At 64.8% G+C, this 16,050-nt stretch carries 20 protein-coding genes; 12 read left to right on the top strand and 8 right to left on the bottom strand.

Annotated elements, in window-relative coordinates; all coding sequences use genetic code 11:
- Nucleotides 1–27 precede the first annotated feature (27 nt).
- The 5 genes from PSTAB_RS01415 (at nucleotide 28) to PSTAB_RS01395 (ending at nucleotide 4,849) form a co-directional block, all read left to right on the top strand.
- The gene (locus PSTAB_RS01415) at nucleotides 28–1,569 is read left to right on the top strand and encodes a class I SAM-dependent DNA methyltransferase (protein WP_013981416.1); all 1,542 of its coding nucleotides are present in this window, start codon (nucleotides 28–30) and stop codon (nucleotides 1,567–1,569) included.
- On the top strand, nucleotides 1,562–2,959 hold the full coding sequence (locus tag PSTAB_RS01410) for a restriction endonuclease subunit S (RefSeq protein ID WP_041771618.1): 1,398 nt from the start codon (nucleotides 1,562–1,564) through the stop codon (nucleotides 2,957–2,959). Before PSTAB_RS01415 ends, PSTAB_RS01410 begins: the two co-directional genes overlap by 8 nt.
- Complete coding sequence (locus tag PSTAB_RS01405; protein ID WP_003284015.1) at nucleotides 2,956–3,288, top strand: hypothetical protein; 333 nt, start codon at nucleotides 2,956–2,958, stop codon at nucleotides 3,286–3,288. Before PSTAB_RS01410 ends, PSTAB_RS01405 begins: the two co-directional genes overlap by 4 nt.
- Before the next feature lie 27 nt (nucleotides 3,289–3,315).
- The gene (locus PSTAB_RS01400) at nucleotides 3,316–4,251 is read left to right on the top strand and encodes a restriction endonuclease (RefSeq protein WP_013981414.1); all 936 of its coding nucleotides are present in this window, start codon (nucleotides 3,316–3,318) and stop codon (nucleotides 4,249–4,251) included.
- Between the two features lie 175 nt (nucleotides 4,252–4,426).
- Nucleotides 4,427–4,849 (top strand): hypothetical protein, encoded by a 423-nt coding sequence (locus PSTAB_RS01395; RefSeq protein WP_013981413.1) that lies wholly within the window; start codon nucleotides 4,427–4,429, stop codon nucleotides 4,847–4,849.
- A 20-nt stretch (nucleotides 4,850–4,869) separates the two neighbouring features.
- On the opposite strand, the gene PSTAB_RS01390 is transcribed toward PSTAB_RS01395, so the two are convergent.
- Complete coding sequence (locus tag PSTAB_RS01390; RefSeq protein WP_013981412.1) at nucleotides 4,870–5,427, bottom strand: nucleotidyltransferase family protein; 558 nt, start codon at nucleotides 5,425–5,427, stop codon at nucleotides 4,870–4,872.
- Between the two features lie 130 nt (nucleotides 5,428–5,557).
- Between PSTAB_RS01390 and PSTAB_RS01385 the strand changes: the two genes are divergently transcribed.
- Nucleotides 5,558–5,782 (top strand): DUF2188 domain-containing protein, encoded by a 225-nt coding sequence (locus PSTAB_RS01385; RefSeq protein ID WP_003284021.1) that lies wholly within the window; start codon nucleotides 5,558–5,560, stop codon nucleotides 5,780–5,782.
- A 32-nt stretch (nucleotides 5,783–5,814) separates the two neighbouring features.
- Here the strand turns inward: PSTAB_RS01385 and PSTAB_RS01380 are convergent, their stop codons facing one another.
- Nucleotides 5,815–6,453 carry a peroxiredoxin gene (locus PSTAB_RS01380; RefSeq protein WP_003284022.1) on the bottom strand — a complete coding sequence of 213 codons (639 nt, stop codon included), beginning with the start codon at nucleotides 6,451–6,453 and terminating at the stop codon, nucleotides 5,815–5,817.
- Nucleotides 6,454–6,499: 46 nt separating this feature from the next.
- Nucleotides 6,500–7,075, bottom strand: coding sequence for an RBBP9/YdeN family alpha/beta hydrolase (locus PSTAB_RS01375; RefSeq protein ID WP_011911458.1), 576 nt, complete (start codon nucleotides 7,073–7,075; stop codon nucleotides 6,500–6,502).
- Nucleotides 7,076–7,332: 257 nt separating this feature from the next.
- Here PSTAB_RS01375 and oscA point away from each other — a divergent pair, with 257 nt between their 5' ends.
- From oscA to PSTAB_RS01345, 6 genes are all read left to right on the top strand, one after another.
- Entirely contained in the window at nucleotides 7,333–7,512 is a 180-nt protein-coding gene (gene oscA / locus PSTAB_RS01370; RefSeq protein ID WP_011911457.1) for a sulfur starvation response protein OscA, read from the top strand.
- 266 nt (nucleotides 7,513–7,778) lie between these two features.
- A complete protein-coding gene (locus PSTAB_RS01365; protein WP_013981410.1) occupies nucleotides 7,779–8,777 on the top strand; it encodes a sulfate ABC transporter substrate-binding protein in 999 nt (332 codons plus the stop codon).
- Between the two features lie 137 nt (nucleotides 8,778–8,914).
- A complete protein-coding gene (gene cysT / locus PSTAB_RS01360; protein ID WP_013981408.1) occupies nucleotides 8,915–9,730 on the top strand; it encodes a sulfate ABC transporter permease subunit CysT in 816 nt (271 codons plus the stop codon).
- A 10-nt stretch (nucleotides 9,731–9,740) separates the two neighbouring features.
- Nucleotides 9,741–10,616: a sulfate ABC transporter permease subunit CysW gene (cysW, locus tag PSTAB_RS01355; RefSeq protein ID WP_013981407.1), complete on the top strand. Its 876-nt coding sequence runs from the start codon at nucleotides 9,741–9,743 to the stop codon at nucleotides 10,614–10,616.
- On the top strand, nucleotides 10,613–11,599 hold the full coding sequence (locus PSTAB_RS01350) for a sulfate/molybdate ABC transporter ATP-binding protein (RefSeq protein ID WP_013981406.1): 987 nt from the start codon (nucleotides 10,613–10,615) through the stop codon (nucleotides 11,597–11,599). Before cysW ends, PSTAB_RS01350 begins: the two co-directional genes overlap by 4 nt.
- Nucleotides 11,600–11,695: 96 nt before the next feature.
- Nucleotides 11,696–12,685, top strand: a complete 990-nt coding sequence (locus tag PSTAB_RS01345; protein WP_013981405.1) for a 2-hydroxyacid dehydrogenase — start codon at nucleotides 11,696–11,698, stop codon at nucleotides 12,683–12,685.
- Here the strand turns inward: PSTAB_RS01345 and PSTAB_RS01340 are convergent.
- The 5 genes from PSTAB_RS01340 to purE all read right to left on the bottom strand — a co-directional run bounded on the left by PSTAB_RS01340 (nucleotide 12,675) and on the right by purE (nucleotide 15,936).
- Nucleotides 12,675–13,352, bottom strand: a complete 678-nt coding sequence (locus PSTAB_RS01340; RefSeq protein ID WP_013981404.1) for a uracil-DNA glycosylase family protein — start codon at nucleotides 13,350–13,352, stop codon at nucleotides 12,675–12,677. The genes PSTAB_RS01345 and PSTAB_RS01340 overlap by 11 nt on opposite strands.
- Before the next feature lie 10 nt (nucleotides 13,353–13,362).
- Nucleotides 13,363–13,899: a DUF3299 domain-containing protein gene (locus tag PSTAB_RS01335; RefSeq protein WP_013981403.1), complete on the bottom strand. Its 537-nt coding sequence runs from the start codon at nucleotides 13,897–13,899 to the stop codon at nucleotides 13,363–13,365.
- A gap of 53 nt (nucleotides 13,900–13,952) precedes the next feature.
- A complete protein-coding gene (locus PSTAB_RS01330; RefSeq protein WP_013981402.1) occupies nucleotides 13,953–14,204 on the bottom strand; it encodes a GlsB/YeaQ/YmgE family stress response membrane protein in 252 nt (83 codons plus the stop codon).
- A gap of 84 nt (nucleotides 14,205–14,288) precedes the next feature.
- Entirely contained in the window at nucleotides 14,289–15,374 is a 1,086-nt protein-coding gene (locus PSTAB_RS01325; protein ID WP_013981401.1) for a 5-(carboxyamino)imidazole ribonucleotide synthase, read from the bottom strand.
- Nucleotides 15,375–15,447: 73 nt separating this feature from the next.
- Nucleotides 15,448–15,936 carry a 5-(carboxyamino)imidazole ribonucleotide mutase gene (gene purE / locus PSTAB_RS01320; RefSeq protein ID WP_013981400.1) on the bottom strand — a complete coding sequence of 163 codons (489 nt, stop codon included), beginning with the start codon at nucleotides 15,934–15,936 and terminating at the stop codon, nucleotides 15,448–15,450.
- Between the last annotated feature and the right edge of the window lie 114 nt (nucleotides 15,937–16,050).

Below are 16,050 nucleotides of genomic sequence, written 5' to 3'. Positions count from 1 at the left end.
TTTTTTATTTCTGGCCAGGAAAGCCCCATGACCAACTCCGATATCGTCCAGAAGCTCTGGAACCTCTGCGACGTCCTGCGCGACGACGGCATCAACTACAGCGACTACGTCACCGAGCTGGTGCTGCTGCTGTTCATCAAGATGGAATACGAGCAGGTCCAGAACAACGACAGCTTCGGCCACAAGCTGCCCGAGGGCGCGCGCTGGCCGGACCTGGCTGGCAAGTCCGGGCTCAACCTGCTCAAGCACTACCGGCAGATGCTGCTGGACCTGGGCCAAAGTCACGATCCGCTGATCGCCGCCATCTATGCCGATGCCCAGACCCGCCTGAAGGAGCCGCGCCACCTCGAGCAGCTGATCAAGAGCCTCGACGGCATCGACTGGTTCAGCGCCCGCGAGGATGGCCTCGGCGATCTCTATGAAGGCCTGCTGGAAAAGAACGCCAGCGAGACCAAATCCGGCGCCGGCCAGTACTTCACCCCGCGCCCGCTGATCGACAGCATCATCCGCTGCATCAAACCGCAGCCGGGCGAAACCATTCAGGACCCGGCCGCCGGCACCGCAGGCTTTCTCATCGCCGCCGACGCCTACATCAAGCAGCACACCGACGACCTCTACGACCTCGACGACAAGGCCCGCCGCTTCCAGCGCACCGAGGCCTACGTGGGCGTCGAGCTGGTGCCCGGCACCCGCCGCCTGGCGCTGATGAACTGCCTGCTGCACGGCATGGAAGGCGACGCCGAGGGCGTGGTGCACCTGGGCAACGCCCTCGGCCAGACCGGTGCAGGGCTGCCGAAGGTGGACATCATCCTCTCCAACCCGCCATTCGGCACCGCCAAGGGCGGCGGCGGGCCGACCCGCGACGACCTCACCTACCGCACCAGCAACAAGCAGCTGGCCTTTCTCCAGCACATCTACCGCGGCCTCAAGCCCGGCGGGCGGGCCGCCGTGGTGCTGCCGGACAACGTACTGTTCGAGGCCGGCGTCGGCACCGACGTGCGCCGCGACCTGATGGACAAGTGCAACCTGCACACCATCCTGCGCCTGCCCACCGGCATCTTCTACGCCCAGGGCGTGAAGACCAATGTGCTGTTCTTCCAGAAGGGCACGGCCGACAACCCGCGCCAGGAAGAGCGCTGCACCAGCCGCGTATGGATCTATGACCTGCGCAGCAACATGCCCAGCTTCGGCAAGCGCACCCCGTTCGGCCCCACCCACCTCAAGCCGTTCGAGGACGCCTATGGCGAGGACCCGAATGGCGGGAGCCCCCGGGCCGAAAACGTCGAGGGCATCGGCGAGGCCAGCCGCTTCCGCTGCTTCACACGCGAGCAGATCCGCGAACGCGGCGACTCGCTGGATATCAGCTGGCTCAAGGACGAAAGCAGCCTCGACGCCGCCGACCTCCCCGCCCCGGAAGTGCTGGCGGGCGAAGCCATGGCCGAACTGACCGAGGCGCTGCATGAGTTGGAAGAACTGATGAAGGCGCTGGGGGCTGGGGACGAAGTGGTGGCGCAGAAGCAGTTGATGGCGGAGGTGATGGGGTTAGAAGTGGGGACTGGAGATGAGTGAGCTGCCGATTGGGTGGACCCTTGCGTCCATAGGAGATATTTGCGGCCAGCCAGCTCAGCGAGCGCCCAGCGCCGAGGAGGAGTTCACCTACATTGATATCGCAAGCGTTGACCGACATTTAAAAACTGTGTCGGAACCACAGCGGCTTCTCGGAGCTGACGCACCAAGCCGCGCACGTAAGCTTGTTGATAAAGGCGATGTCATCGTTTCAATGACTCGGCCCAACTTGAATGCTGTTGCGTTAATTGGCGAGCAGCATAGCGGCTGCGTCGCATCGACTGGCTTCGATGTGTTGAAACCCATCGAAGTAGAACCGCGCTGGATATTTTCCGCTGTGAGATCAGCTCGTTTTGTCGATGCCATGTGTGAGAAGGTTCAGGGGGCGCTCTACCCAGCGGTCAAGTCAGCAGACATTCGCGATTACGAAATCCCGTTGCCACCGCTCGCCGAACAAACCCGCATCGCCGCCAAGCTCGACGAACTGCTGGCCCAGGTCGATACCCTGAAAGCCCGCATCGACGGCATCCCCGCGCTGCTCAAGCGCTTCCGCCAATCCGTCCTCACCGCCGCCGTTTCCGGGCGGTTGACGGAGGAGTGGCGAGCCTCAAGTCCTGTAAGCGACAGCGCAGAAGAATACCTCGCAAGAGTGATCCAAAACCGTCGCCAGAAGCCTGTCGTGAAGTTCAAGGAGCCAGTCTCTCCTGACCTTGAAAAGCGGGAGATTGAAGTCCCTCAAGGATGGATCGTTGCCAGCGTGTCCAGTTTCGCCGAGTGCTTGGACAGCATGCGCGTCCCCGTGAAAAAAGAACTGCGCAAAAGTGGTGAAGGTAAATACCCATATTTTGGAGCAAACGGCGAAGTCGATCGTGTAGATGAGTACATCTTTGATGATGACTTGGTTTTGGTGACGGAGGATGAAACGTTCTACGGGCGTGAAAAGCCGATTGCTTATAAGTATTCGGGGAAGTGCTGGGTCAACAATCATGTTCATGCGCTCAGGGCGCATGATTCTGTGGCTCGCGACTACTTGTGCTATGCGCTAATGCATTACGACGTCATTCCTTGGCTGACCGGTACGACAGGCCGGGCAAAGCTGACTCAGGGAGCCCTGCTGTCGCTTCCAATACAAGTGCCCCCACCAGCGGAGCAAACCGAAATCGTCCGCCGCGTCGAGCAACTGTTCGCCTTCGCCGACCAGCTGGAAGCCAAGGTCAACGAGGCCAGAACACGCATCGACCGCCTGACCCAGAGCATCCTCGCCAAGGCCTTCCGCGGCGAACTGGTGCCGCAGGACCCGAACGACGAACCGGCCAGCGTGCTGCTGGAGCGCATCAAGGCCCAACGCGCTGCCGCGCCCAAGGCAAAGCGCGGCAGAAAGGCCTCTGCATGAACCGGCCGCAAACCGAAATGCTCGGCGCATCCATGCGCCTCGGCCTACGGCCCGCCCTGCGGGCGTCCAAAATCGTTCCTGACGATTTTGTCGTCCGCCGCGTCGAACAGCTCTTCGCCTTCGCCGACCAACTGGAAGCCCGCGTCAAAGCCGCCCAGGCACGCATCGACCGCCTGACCCAAAGCATCCTTGCCAAGGCCTTCCGCGGCGAACTGGTGCCGCAGGACCCGAATGACGAACCGGCCAGCGTGCTGCTGGAGCGCATCAAGGCCCAACGCGCCGCTGCGCCCAAGGCCAAACGCGGTCGCCGGGCCGCTACGCTGAGCTAAGCCACTTCATCAGGAAGAGAACGAACCATGTCCGTGCCGACCTACGACCAGTTCATCGAACCCATCCTGCGTTTTCTCGCCGCCCACCCGGAGGGCGCCACGGCGAGCGAGGCCCACGAAGCGGCTGCCCAGGCATTGGGCCTGAGCGAGGCGCAGCGGCAGGAAACCACCAACAGCGGCCAGGCCACCTACAAGAACCGTGCAGGCTGGGCGCATGACCGCCTCAAGCGCGCCGGCTTTTCCAACAGCGCCAAGCATGGCTACTGGAAACTGACGGGCGACGGACTTGCCTTCGCGCAAAGCAACCCGCCACCGCTGAGCCCAGAGCAGGTCAAGCATCTGGCGATGAGCTACATGAGCGTGAAGCTGAAGCCGGCGCCGGACGCCGCCTCGCTGGATGAGAGCAGCGACACACAAGCGCTGATCACCCAGGCAGAAATTGCCACCAGCAGCCCACAGGAGCGGCTGGATCAGGCGCTGCTCGAGCTGCGCACCAGCGTCGCCGGTGATCTGCTGGATAGTCTGCTGCAGGCCAGCCCGACGCGCTTCGAGCATATCGTGCTCGACGTGCTGCATAGCCTGGGCTACGGCGCCAACCGCCAGGCGCTGCAGCAGGTGGGCGGCAGCGGTGACGGCGGCATCGACGGGGTGATCTCGCTCGATGCGCTGGGGCTGGAAAAGGTCTACGTGCAGGCCAAGCGCTGGCAGAGCACGGTCGGCCGCCCCGAATTGCAGGCCTTTTACGGTGCGCTGGCCGGGCAGAAAGCGCGGCGCGGCGTGTTCATCACAACCTCGGGCTTCACCGCCCAGGCCATCGACTTTGCACGCTCGGTCGAAGGCCTGGTGCTGGTCGACGGCAAGCGCCTGGTCAACCTGATGCTTGATCATGAGGTTGGCGTTAGCTCGCAGCTCTACAGGGTGCCGAGGCTTGACAGCGACTACTTCGACGAATCGCTCGGCTGATAGATACCGCACCGGGTTGTAGGCCGGGGGAAGTGAAAGGCTCGCAGAAATGCGGGCCTTTTTCGTTACTGGGCCGCGCACTGGCATGGGCGCCCAGCTGTAAGTTTCGCCCGCCGCGTTGCCTCCTGGACATGAGCGTGTAGAATCCCGCGCCCCAAAATCAGGAGACAGAACGTTGGTGATTCATTACTCCGCCTCCAATGGCAATGTCGCATGTGGGCGCACGGGATCGAGCCTGAACAGTTCGGCGGACGCCACTCAGGTTTCCTGCAAGCTGTGCCTGCGCAGCGTGGAAAAGGCGGTAAGCGAGCCTGTACGCAAGACACCGAGCCTCGCCGAACTGCGGGCTGCCGCAAAGGCGGCGAAGACAGTGGCGGTTGCACCCGCGGCGGTCGCGACGACTGCAACCACTGCGGCGGTGAAGCCGGCGAGCACGCGAACACCCGCAGCGGCAATCAAGGCCGCTCCGACTGCGCGCGACGCGGCAGCGAAGCCGGTTGCCGTTCAGTCCGTGCGTGCCGAATGGCACAAGCGCCTCGAGCAGCTGCCGGGACGCAACCGCCAGCCACGTGGCGTCGCGCGGCAGGCCTTCATCTAGAACGTCAAGCGTCGCGGCGCTCAGCCTTGCACGATGCGCAGGTCCGGCCAGGTTTCGGACCAGCGCTTCGCGGCCAGGCGATCGAGATAGACCTGCCGTTTACGGCCACGAAAGGCCGCGGTGGGACGGACGATCAGCGCGAAAAGGTCGTCCAGACCCAGGGGGGCGGCGACCTCGATCTCGCCTTCCTCGCTCAGCCTGACCCCGATGGCCGTGGCCGTTTCCGGCCAATGGCACATCGCGTCTGCTGCGGTCCTATAGGGCCGATCGCCATTGTGCAGATGCATGCGCGCCTGGTTCTTCACCGACCATTCGAGCGAGGCGTCGGCACGGCGCAATGTCGCTTCGATCTCGGCGTCCACCGCCGCGTCGCAGCGCCCCCGGTCGAACCAGATGACGTCGATGTCCGCCTGCAAGGCGCTGCGGCCACGCCGATGCAGGTGATCCCATACCGCGCTGCGCACGAATCCGGCGGCCACCCAGCAATCCGGCAAGCCGAGCGCCCTGACGTGGACAAGGCAGCGCATGCGCAGCGGATCGGCGGCGATGACGGCGCGCAACTGGGCGTGTGTCGGCATGAGTTCGGTCCTGGCGGCTGGAAGCGGCCAGGCTAGCAGTTGGCGCACGACGGCGCTGCGGTGCCCCGTCTTAGCGAACCCCTGTTCTGTCCAGCACTCTAAACCGCAACCCACAGCGGAGGACTCATGCATGGACAACTACCACATCAATGTCACCGATTCGGGCTGGGAACTGCGCAAGCAAGGGGCGACCCGCGCCTCGAAGACCGCTGCCACCAAGGACGAGATGCTGCAGGTGACCGCGGCCTTTCTCGAAGGCAGGACGGCTTCAGTGAAGATCCACAAGAAGGACGGCACCATCCAGGAAGAGCGCACCTATCCGCGCAGTGCTGACCCCCGTCGCAGCGAGGGCTGACCAAGACTTAACCGCCCAGCCGGGATCCTGTCTCAGCGATTGGGCTGCGGCGTCAGACGCAGGTACGGCTTGACCGCCCGATAGCCCTTGGGAAAGCGCTGCTTGATTTCCTCCTCGTCCTTGAGCGAGGGCACGATCACCACTTCGTCGCCGTCCTGCCAGTTGGCCGGGGTCGCGACCTTGTGGTTGTCGGTCAGCTGCAACGAATCGATCACCCGCAGGATCTCGTGGAAGTTGCGCCCGGTGCTCGCAGGGTAGGTGATGGTCAGACGCACCTTCTTGTTCGGGTCGATGACGAACAATGAGCGCACCGTCAGGGTGTCGTTGGCGTTGGGATGAATCAGGTCGTACAGCTCGGAGACCTTGCGGTCGGCGTCAGCCAGGATCGGGAAGTTGACGCGGGTGTTCTGCGTCTCGTTGATGTCGTCGATCCACTTGATGTGCGAATCCACCGGGTCCACGGACAGGGCGATGGCCTTGACGTTGCGCTTGGCGAACTCGTCCTTCAGCTTGGCGGTGAAGCCCAGTTCGGTGGTGCACACCGGGGTGAAGTCAGCCGGGTGCGAGAACAGCACACCCCAGCTGTCACCCAGCCACTCGTGGAAGCGGATGCGGCCTTCGCTGGAATCCTGTTCGAAATCGGGGGCGATGTCGCCGAGGCGGATGCTCATTTTCGTTCTCCTCTTTGCGTGGGTTGCGGCATTGGTTGATAGCGATTCAGGCGCGCCGTTGCGCCTGTCGCTCGATCCGGCTCTGCAAGCGGTACAGGCTGGCGAAGCCCTGCTCCCAGCGCCGATGTCCGGAGGCCACGTTGATATGCCCGGCGCCGGCCAGGATCGTGGTCTCGCTGCCCCAGGCGTGGCCCATCTCGACGGCACGCGCGGCACTGGCGGCAGTGTCGTTGTCCGAGCCGATCAGCAGGCTGGCGAATGGCAAAGGCTGGCGAGGGATCGGGGCGAAGTTGCGCAAGGGTTCCGGGCAGCCGCTGCGTTCGACATCCGCGGGGGCCACCAGCAGGGCGCCGCGCACCCGTTGCAGCAGCTGCGCAGGTGCCTGAGCCGCCCAGTGCGCAACCGTGATGCAGCCCAGGCTGTGCGCCACCAGAATGACCGGTTCGGCATGGGCGGCAATGCTGCGCTGCAGCTCGGCGACCCAGTCTTCACGACGCGGAAGGAGCCAGTCCTGCTGCTCTACTCGGGCGCTACCCGGCAGGGTGCGTTGCCAATGGCTCTGCCAATGCTCATCGGGCGAGCCGTGCCAGCCCGGCACGATCAGATATCGGATGCTGCGCATATCGGCGCCTCCTGTGATTCATGGCGGCCAGTCTAGACAGCAGATCGATTCACTTAAAAAGAATAAAGAATTCTTTATTTATATTTTTTTCATCTATAAGACCACCTGATAACGAGCCGCTTCCTTATTCCATAAGGATCTATAAATGTTCTTAAACAATATTTTTAAGAATATTTCGGCCGAACTTATCATCCGCTCCACGCCTTGCTGGCTACGGCCGTTCCGGTCGTCACGAAAGGCTTTCACGGAGAACAGCAATGACCGCGACCATTCGCAACCTCGAGGGGCAGGACGAAGCCAGCATCCTGCGCGAGATCCACAGTGCCCTGAGCGGCCTCAAGTTCGGCTCGGTTGAAATCACCGTGCACAACGGCCAGGTCGTGCAGATCGAGCGCAAGGAGAAGTTCCGCCTGCAGCCGACCGGCAAGAACGCCTGACCCCGACTACCCCATCCATCAGCCCGACTGGACCACCGGAGGGCGTGACCATGAAACGAGCCGAGACCATGAACACGCACCGGTACTGCAGCTGTCGCCCGCGAATGCGGAGCTAATCGAGTCACTGAAAACCACCTGACACCGCTAGACCAGGTTGCAACCCGCCGGGCTGCTTCTGCCTCGCCCTGCCTGTCTTCCAGCGTCATTTCAGCGACCGCCCCTGAAGCGCCAACACATACCAAATTAGTTTTTTCAGGAGCTGCACCATGTCCATTCGTCGCTTCGCCCTCGCCGCCCTGGCGAGCGCGCTGATCGCCGGCCCCGCACTGGCCGCCGATACCCTGCTCAACGTGTCCTACGATCCGACGCGCGAGCTCTATGTGGAATTCAACGACGCCTTCAACAAGCACTGGCAGGCCCAGGGCCATGAGCCGATCAAGATCCAGCAGTCCCATGGCGGCTCCGGCAAGCAGGCCCGCGCGGTGATCGACGGCCTGCGCGCCGATGTGGTGACCCTGGCCCTGGCGGGCGATATCGACGAGCTGCATCGCCTCGGCAAACTGATCCCCGAGGATTGGCAGACCCGCCTGCCGGACGCCAGCACGCCCTATACCTCGACCATCGTGTTCCTCGTTCGCAAGGGCAATCCGAAGGGCATCAAGGACTGGGACGACCTGGTCAAGCCGGGCGTCGAGGTGATCACGCCGAACCCGAAGACCTCCGGCGGTGCGCGCTGGAATTTCCTCGCCGCCTGGGCCTACGCCCAGCAGAAATTCGGCGACGAGCAGCAGGCCCAGGCCTTTGTCGAGAAGCTCTACAAGAATGTGCCGGTGCTCGATACCGGCGCCCGCGGCTCGACCGTCACCTTCGTCAACAACGGCATCGGCGACGTGCTGCTGGCCTGGGAGAACGAGGCCTTCCTGGCCCTGAAGGAACAGGGCGGTGAAGATTTCGAGATCATCGCGCCTTCGCTGTCGATCCTTGCCGAGCCACCGGTGGCAGTGGTGGACAAGAACGTCGAGCGCAAGGGCACGCGGGCGCTGGCCGAAGCCTATCTGAACTACCTGTACAGCGAGGAAGGCCAGCGCATCGCGGCGAAGAACTTCTACCGGCCACGCAACGAGGCCATAGCGGCCGAATTCAAGGATCAGTTCCCGGCGCTGAAGCTGGTCACCATCGACGGGGATTTTGGTGGCTGGAAGGCCGCACAACCGAAGTTCTTCAATGATGGCGGCGTTTTCGACCAGATCTATCAGGCGCAGTAGGCCTTGGCTTCGCAGGGTGGACCAGGCTTCACCGGTCCACCGCTGCCTTCCGTGAGGAAAGCGGTGGTGGGCGTCCTCCCTGCACGCTGCGCTCGTGACACTTCAGCCGCCAGACGCTCGAATAAAAGGCAACGTCCATGTCCCGATCTACCTCCGTCATACCCGGCTTCGGGCTGACGCTGGGCTACACCCTGGTGTACCTCAGCCTGTTGGTGCTGATTCCCCTGGGTGCGCTGTTTCTCAAGACCACCGAACTCTCGTGGGCGCAGTTCATCGCCATCGTCAGCGCGCCGCGCGTGCTGGCGGCGCTCAAGCTGAGCTTTGGCACCGCCTTCGCTGCCGCCATGCTCAATGGCGTGATCGGCACGCTGCTGGCCTGGGTGCTGGTGCGCTATCGCTTCCCCGGCCGCAAGATCATCGAGGCGATGATCGACCTGCCCTTCGCCCTGCCGACCGCGGTGGCAGGCATTGCCCTCACCGCGCTGTACGCGCCGAACGGACCGATCGGCCAGTTCGCTACCGAGCTGGGCTTCAAGATCGCCTACAGTCCGCTGGGCATCACCCTGGCACTGACCTTCGTGACCCTGCCCTTCGTGGTGCGCACCCTCCAGCCGGTGCTCGCCGATATCCCGCGTGAAGTGGAAGAAGCCGCGGCCTGCCTTGGCGCGCGTCCGCTGCAGATCGTTCGCCATGTGCTGCTGCCAGCGCTGCTGCCCGCCTGGCTGACCGGCTTCGCCCTGGCCTTTGCCCGCGGCGTCGGCGAGTACGGCTCGGTGATCTTCATCGCCGGCAACATGCCGATGAAGACCGAGATCCTGCCGCTGCTGATCATGGTCAAGCTGGACCAGTACGACTACGCCGGCGCCACGGCCATCGGCGTGCTGATGCTGGTGGTGTCTTTCATCCTGCTGCTGGCGATCAACCTGCTGCAGCGCCGCATTGCCCACGGCTGAGGAGGCCAGCATGACTACCGCTCCCCTGCCCGTGTCGGCGAATGCCCGCGCCACCACTACCCGTCGCGGCAAGCAAACGGCCCGCCGCCTGTTGATCGGCGCGGCCTGGTTGACCTTCGCGCTGTTCCTTCTGCTGCCGCTGTTGATCGTCCTCGGCGAAGCCTTCAAGCAAGGGGTCGGCGCCTTCTTCACGGCGATCCTCGAGCCCGATGCCCTGGCCGCGCTCAAGCTCACCCTGCTTGCCGTGGGCATCTCGGTGCCGCTCAATCTGGTGTTCGGTGTCGCCGCCGCCTGGTGCGTGAGTAAGTACGAGTTCCGCGGCAAGAGCCTGCTGGTGCCCCTGATAGACCTGCCGTTCTCGGTCTCCCCGGTCATTGCCGGCCTGATCTACGTGCTCTTGTTTGGCGCCCAGGGCTATTTCGGCGAGTGGCTGAGTGATCGCGATATCCAGATCGTCTTCGCCGTGCCGGGCATCGTCCTGGCGACGCTGTTCGTCACCGTGCCCTTCGTCGCCCGCGAGCTGATCCCGCTGATGCAGGAGCAGGGCAGTACCGAAGAGGAAGCCGCGCGGCTGCTCGGCGCCAGCGGCTGGCAGATGTTCTGGCACATCACCCTGCCGAACATCAAATGGGGCCTGATCTACGGCGTGGTGCTCTGCACCGCGCGGGCAATGGGCGAGTTCGGCGCGGTGTCGGTGGTCTCCGGGCATATCCGCGGGCTGACCAACACCCTGCCGCTGCACGTCGAGATTCTCTACAACGAATACAACCACGTCGCCGCGTTCAGCGGGGCCAGCCTGCTGCTGGCCCTGGCGCTGGTGATCCTGCTGCTCAAGCAGTGGAGCGAATCGCGCATCGCGCGCCTGAAAACCGGAGCACAGCCATGAGTATCGAAGTCCGTGACGTCAACAAGCGCTTCGGCCAGTTCCAGGCGCTGCAGGCGATCGACCTGCACATCCAGAGCGGCGAACTGGTCGCCCTGCTCGGCCCGTCCGGCTGCGGCAAGACCAGCCTGCTGCGCATCATCGCCGGACTGGAAACGCCGGACAGCGGCAGCATCGTGTTCCATGGCGAGGATGTCTCCAGCCGCGACGTGCGCGACCGCAACGTCGGCTTCGTCTTCCAGCATTACGCACTGTTCCGCCACATGACGGTGTTCGACAATGTGGCCTTCGGCCTGCGCATGAAGCCGAAGAAGCTGCGCCCGAGCGAAGCGGTGATCGCCGCCAAGGTGCACGAGCTGCTGAATCTGGTGCAGTTGGACTGGCTCGCGGACCGTTACCCCGAACAGCTCTCCGGTGGCCAGCGCCAGCGCATTGCCCTGGCCCGCGCGCTGGCAGTGGAGCCCAAGGTGTTGCTGCTCGATGAGCCGTTCGGCGCGCTGGACGCCAAGGTGCGCAAGGAGCTGCGCCGCTGGCTGGCGCGGCTGCACGAGGACGTGCACCTGACCTCCGTGTTCGTTACCCACGACCAGGAGGAGGCGATGGAGGTCGCCGATCGCATCGTGGTGATGAACAAGGGTGTGATCGAGCAGATCGGCACACCGGCGGAGGTGTATGCCAACCCCGCCAGCGAGTTCGTCTACCACTTCCTCGGCGACGCCAATCGCCTGCAGCTGGACGAACAGCGCAGTGTGCTGTTCCGCCCGCATGAGGTTTCCCTGAGCCGTGAAGCGCTGGCCGAGCACCTGGCCGGCGAGGTGCGCGACATCCGCCCGCTCGGCGCGCTGACCCGCGTCACGCTGAACGTCGCAGGGCAAGCCGAGCCGATCGAAGCGGAGGTCGGCAACGACCACGCCAGCCTGGTGGGCGTGCAACGCGGCAGCACGCTGTACTTCCAGCCCAAGGGGCAGGCACTGCGCGCAGGCTGATGCGTGCCGCCGGTCATATCGGGCGACAGAAGCGACTTGGCCGCGGCGGGCAACTGTCGCACCCTGTCGGCAGTCGCCCCTTATCGCGAGGCTCCCATGCGCATCACCCTGTTCAGCAGCAAGCCCTATGACCGTGACAGCTTCCAGGCCGCCAACCGCTCCCACGGCTTCGAGCTGCACTTTCTCGAGACCCGCCTGGACCCTGACACCGCGGCCCTGGCGACGGGCGCCGAAGTGGTCTGCCCGTTCGTCAACGACGTGCTCTCCGCCCCCGTGCTGGAGCAGCTCGCGACCGGCGGCACGCAGCTGATCGCACTGCGCTCGGCCGGCTACAACCATGTCGATCTGCCCTGCGCCAGGCGTCTCGGTCTGCCGGTGGTGCGGGTGCCGGCCTACTCGCCGCATGCCGTGGCCGAGCACACCGTGGCACTGATCCTGGCGCTCAACCGCCGTCTGCCGCGTGCCTACAACCGCACCCGCGAAGGCAACTTCTCGCTGCAGGGGCTGACCGGCTTCGATCTGGTCGGCAAGCGCGTCGGTGTGGTCGGCAGTGGGCAGATCGGCGCGGTGTTCGCGCGGATCATGCAGGGCTTCGGCTGCGAGGTGCAGCTCTATGACCCCTACCCCAACCCGGAGCTGGAGCGCCTCGGCATGCGTTACGTGGCGATCGACGAGCTACTGGCCGGCAGCGATATCGTCAGCCTGCACTGCCCGCTCACCGAAGAGACCCGTCACCTGATCAACCAGCAGAGCCTGGCGACCATGAAACCGCACGCCATGCTGATCAACACCGGCCGCGGCGCGCTGATCGACACGCCGGCGCTGATCGGCGCGCTGAAGAGCGGCCAGCTCGGCTATCTGGGGCTGGATGTCTACGAGGAAGAAGCCGGGCTGTTCTTCGAGGATCACTCCGGCCTGCCGCTGCAGGACGATGTGCTGGCGCGGCTGTTGTCGTTCCCCAACGTGATCGTCACCGCCCACCAGGCCTTCCTCACCGAGGAGGCGCTGGCAGCCATCGCCGGCACCACCCTGGGCAACGTCGCTGCCTGGCAGGCCGGGCAGCTCGCCAATCAGGTCAGCGACTAGCGTCGAGTTGGCGCAGGCGCGCTTCCAGCAACGCGGGGAAGCGTTTGAACCAGGTCTGGTTCAGCGGTGAGGGGTGCGGCAGCGGGTGCAGGGTGAAGGTTCGTGCATGGCCTTGCGCGTCCTGCAGGTCGATATCGAGGTTGGCCATAAAGCGATCCTCACGCTGCCAGAACGCCTCCAGGCGCTGGCGCGCTTCGCGCGGCTGGCCGATGGCGAACCAGAGAAAGGCCTCGCGACCGAGAGTGACGATATGCCGGCCATGCCAGCTGTCGATCAGCAACTGGCGCATCAGCGGCTGGAAGCGGCGCTTCACCGCCATGGACCAGGCCTTGTTGCCGATGGGCTTGTACGGCACGGTGTTGATCCAGAAGTAGTGCCGGCCCAGCGCCCGTCCCGCCTCGAAGTCCGGCATCTCTGCGCCGTGCAGGTGGCGATAGAGCACGCGCCGGACGATTTGCCCGCCGGCGCCGATGAAGGGCTCGCCGTGACGCACTTCCTCGCGGCCCGGGTCGCGGCCGAAGAAGCAGAGCGGCGCATCGGCATCACCGAGGCCGATGATCGGCTCCAGCGGATCACGTTCGAATGCCTGGTAGACCGGCAGATCGATGCCTTCGGTGTGCGCAGCCAGCTCACGTAGCGCCTGGCGGAGTTCGGTGGGCAGCGCCATGACCTGCGGCTCAGAGGTCGCTTTCGTCGACCAGCTCGACCGCCGCCGCTTCCAGCACATAGGCGGCATCGGCCAGGTCGTTGCTGACCGGCTCGATCTGCAGGCGACCGTCGACCCACAGCGGCGCGTAGATGTCCTCCAGGGCGATGCCCCTGGGGTAACGCACCAGCACGATCTGGTTCGGCGGCGGCGGCGGCACGTGGATGCAGGCACCGGGATAAGGAACGAGGAAAAACTCGGTGCTGCGTCCGCGGGCGTCGCTTTCCAGCGGCACCGGGTAACCACCGAGGCGGATCTCGCGGCCGTTCAGCTCGGCGACCGTCTTGGCCGAGTACATCACCGCCGGCAGTCCGGCCTCCTGCTTGAGCCCGCCCTGATCGCTGAAGCCCAGGTCCTCGGGCGTCGCATGGTCGATCTCCGGCATCTCCTCCAGCGCCTGGCGATCCTCGGGCGGCATCAGTTCCAGCCAGTCGAGTTCCGGCGGTGCGGCATGCAGGGTGGATGCGAAGGCGAAGCAGCAGAACAGCGAGGCGAGAGATGAACGCATGAGGCCACTACGTGAGAAGGGAACGGGGCCGCAGGGCGCGGCCCCGCGGAGGATCAATGCTTGCGGCTGGTGACCATGCCGTAGATCACCAGCAGGATGATCGCACCGACCACGGCGCCGATAAAGCCTGCGCCCTCGCCCGCCTGGTACAGGCCGAGCGCCTGGCCGCCGTAGGTCGCCAGCAGCGAGCCGCCGATACCCAGCAGGATGGTCATGATCCAGCCCATGCTGTCGTCGCCCGGCTTCAGGAAACGCGCAACGAGGCCGACGATCAGGCCGATGATGATGGTGCCGATGATGCCCATGGTTGTGCTCCTCAGGTCCGAAAGGTGGGTAACCAATGGACCGGAGGGCGCCGTCACCGTTCGCCGGCGCCGGACGGTCGGCCGTCAGGAATGCGGGATCAGGCTTTCCACGGCGGTGATCTGCCGGTCGAGGGTGGCGCGATCCGGGCAGCGCAGCGTGGCGTGGCCGACCTTGCGCCCGGCCTTGAAGGCCTTGCCGTAGTGGTGCAGGTGGCAATCCTCGATGGCGATCACCTTGTCCACCGGCGGCACTTCGCCGATGAAGTTGAGCATGGCGCTCTCGCCCAGCTTGGCGGTCGAGCCCAGCGGCAGGCCGGCGACGGCACGCAGGTGGTTCTCGAACTGGCTGCACTCGGCACCTTCGATGGTCCAGTGGCCGGAGTTGTGCACGCGCGGAGCGATTTCGTTGGCCTTCAGGCCGCCGTCCACCTCGAAGAATTCGAAGGCCAGCACGCCGACGTAGTCGAGCTTCGCGAGCACGCGACCGACATAGTCCTCGGCCAGCGCCTGCAACGGATGGTTGCTGCTGGCCACCGACAACCGCAGGATGCCGCTCTCGTGGCTGTTGTGCACCAGCGGGTAGAAGCAGGTTTCGCCATCGCGGCCACGCACGGCGATCAGCGAGACTTCGCCGGTGAACGGCACGAAACCTTCCAGGATGCACGGGACGCTGCCCAGCTCGGCGAACGCACCGGCAACATCGGCCGGCTTGCGCAGCAGCTTCTGGCCCTTGCCGTCATAGCCCAGGGTGCGGGTCTTGAGCACGGCGGGCAGGCCGATGCCCGCTACCGCGGCGTCGAGATCGGCCTGCGACTGGATGTCGGCGAACGCCGGGGTGGGAATGCCGAGGTCCTTGAACATGGATTTTTCGAACCAGCGATCGCGGGCGATGCGCAGCGATTCGGCGCTCGGGTAGACCGGCACGAACTGCGAGAGAAAGGCCACCGTCTCGGCCGGCACGCTCTCGAACTCGAAAGTGACCAGGTCCACTTCGTCGGCCAGCCGGCGCAGGTGGTCCTTGTCATCGTAGTCGGCGCGGATGTGCTCGCCGAGGGCCTGGGCGCAGGCGTCCGGCGCGGGGTCGAGGAAGGCGAAGCTCATGCCCAGCGGAGTGCCCGCCAGGGCCAGCATGCGGCCCAGCTGGCCGCCACCGATCACACCAATTTTCATATCAACGGCCCTTCTAGGCGGCAGATTCAGCGCGCGACGGGCGCGTCGCTGGGAAGCAGAGTTTAGTCCCGGCTCAACCGCGCGGGTCCGGATTGTCGAGCACGGTCTGGGTCTGCTCGTCACGGAATTTCTTCAGCGCCTGGTGATACTCGGGGAATTCGTGGCCGAGGATGCTCGCCGAGAGCAGCGCGGCGTTGATCGCGCCAGCCTTGCCGATAGCCAGGGTGGCGACCGGCACGCCGGCCGGCATCTGCACGATGGACAGCAGCGAATCGACCCCGGAGAGCATCGACGACTGCACCGGCACGCCGAGCACCGGCAGATGGGTCTTGGCGGCGCACATGCCCGGCAGGTGGGCGGCACCGCCGGCACCGGCGATGATCACGCGCAGGCCGCGCGCTTCGGCCTGTTCGGCGTACTGGAAGAGCAGATCCGGGGTGCGGTGGGCGGACACCACCGTCACTTCATGGGGAATGCCCAGCTTTTCCAGCATGTCGGCGGTGTGGCTCAGGGTGGACCAGTCGGACTTGGAGCCCATGATCACGCCTACCAGTGCGCTCATCGTCGTGCCTCCCGTCGGGCGCCCGCGGGCGCGTCAATAACAACAAACCACGCAAAAGAGCGTGGCCTGGATGGGCGCGAACCGGCCAAAGGCCGCCCGCGCGAAAGCCGCGCA

The sequence above is a fragment of the Stutzerimonas stutzeri genome (genome assembly GCF_000219605.1).
In the GTDB taxonomy this organism is placed as follows: Bacteria; Pseudomonadota; Gammaproteobacteria; order Pseudomonadales; family Pseudomonadaceae; genus Stutzerimonas; species Stutzerimonas stutzeri.
This window is presented reverse-complemented; position numbering and strand designations above follow the sequence as displayed.

Excerpts from the sequence above, each read along its gene's own strand:
- PSTAB_RS01350 (WP_013981406.1), top strand. The coding sequence starts at position 10,613 with ATGAGTATCGAAGTCCGTGACGTCAACAAGCGCTTCGGCCAGTTCCAG.
- PSTAB_RS01410 (WP_041771618.1), top strand. The coding sequence starts at position 1,562 with ATGAGTGAGCTGCCGATTGGGTGGACCCTTGCGTCCATAGGAGATATT.
- PSTAB_RS01375 (WP_011911458.1), bottom strand. The coding sequence starts at position 7,075 with ATGCGCAGCATCCGATATCTGATCGTGCCGGGCTGGCACGGCTCGCCC.
- PSTAB_RS01390 (WP_013981412.1), bottom strand. The coding sequence starts at position 5,427 with ATGCCGACACACGCCCAGTTGCGCGCCGTCATCGCCGCCGATCCGCTG.
- PSTAB_RS01405 (WP_003284015.1), top strand. The coding sequence starts at position 2,956 with ATGAACCGGCCGCAAACCGAAATGCTCGGCGCATCCATGCGCCTCGGC.
- PSTAB_RS01340 (WP_013981404.1), bottom strand. The coding sequence starts at position 13,352 with ATGGCGCTGCCCACCGAACTCCGCCAGGCGCTACGTGAGCTGGCTGCG.
- oscA (WP_011911457.1), top strand. The coding sequence starts at position 7,333 with ATGACCGCGACCATTCGCAACCTCGAGGGGCAGGACGAAGCCAGCATC.
- purE (WP_013981400.1), bottom strand. The coding sequence starts at position 15,936 with ATGAGCGCACTGGTAGGCGTGATCATGGGCTCCAAGTCCGACTGGTCC.
- PSTAB_RS01400 (WP_013981414.1), top strand. The coding sequence starts at position 3,316 with ATGTCCGTGCCGACCTACGACCAGTTCATCGAACCCATCCTGCGTTTT.
- cysT (WP_013981408.1), top strand. The coding sequence starts at position 8,915 with ATGTCCCGATCTACCTCCGTCATACCCGGCTTCGGGCTGACGCTGGGC.
- PSTAB_RS01365 (WP_013981410.1), top strand. The coding sequence starts at position 7,779 with ATGTCCATTCGTCGCTTCGCCCTCGCCGCCCTGGCGAGCGCGCTGATC.
- PSTAB_RS01380 (WP_003284022.1), bottom strand. The coding sequence starts at position 6,453 with ATGAGCATCCGCCTCGGCGACATCGCCCCCGATTTCGAACAGGATTCC.
- PSTAB_RS01385 (WP_003284021.1), top strand. The coding sequence starts at position 5,558 with ATGGACAACTACCACATCAATGTCACCGATTCGGGCTGGGAACTGCGC.
- PSTAB_RS01325 (WP_013981401.1), bottom strand. The coding sequence starts at position 15,374 with ATGAAAATTGGTGTGATCGGTGGCGGCCAGCTGGGCCGCATGCTGGCC.
- PSTAB_RS01345 (WP_013981405.1), top strand. The coding sequence starts at position 11,696 with ATGCGCATCACCCTGTTCAGCAGCAAGCCCTATGACCGTGACAGCTTC.
- PSTAB_RS01335 (WP_013981403.1), bottom strand. The coding sequence starts at position 13,899 with ATGCGTTCATCTCTCGCCTCGCTGTTCTGCTGCTTCGCCTTCGCATCC.
- PSTAB_RS01330 (WP_013981402.1), bottom strand. The coding sequence starts at position 14,204 with ATGGGCATCATCGGCACCATCATCATCGGCCTGATCGTCGGCCTCGTT.
- cysW (WP_013981407.1), top strand. The coding sequence starts at position 9,741 with ATGACTACCGCTCCCCTGCCCGTGTCGGCGAATGCCCGCGCCACCACT.
- PSTAB_RS01415 (WP_013981416.1), top strand. The coding sequence starts at position 28 with ATGACCAACTCCGATATCGTCCAGAAGCTCTGGAACCTCTGCGACGTC.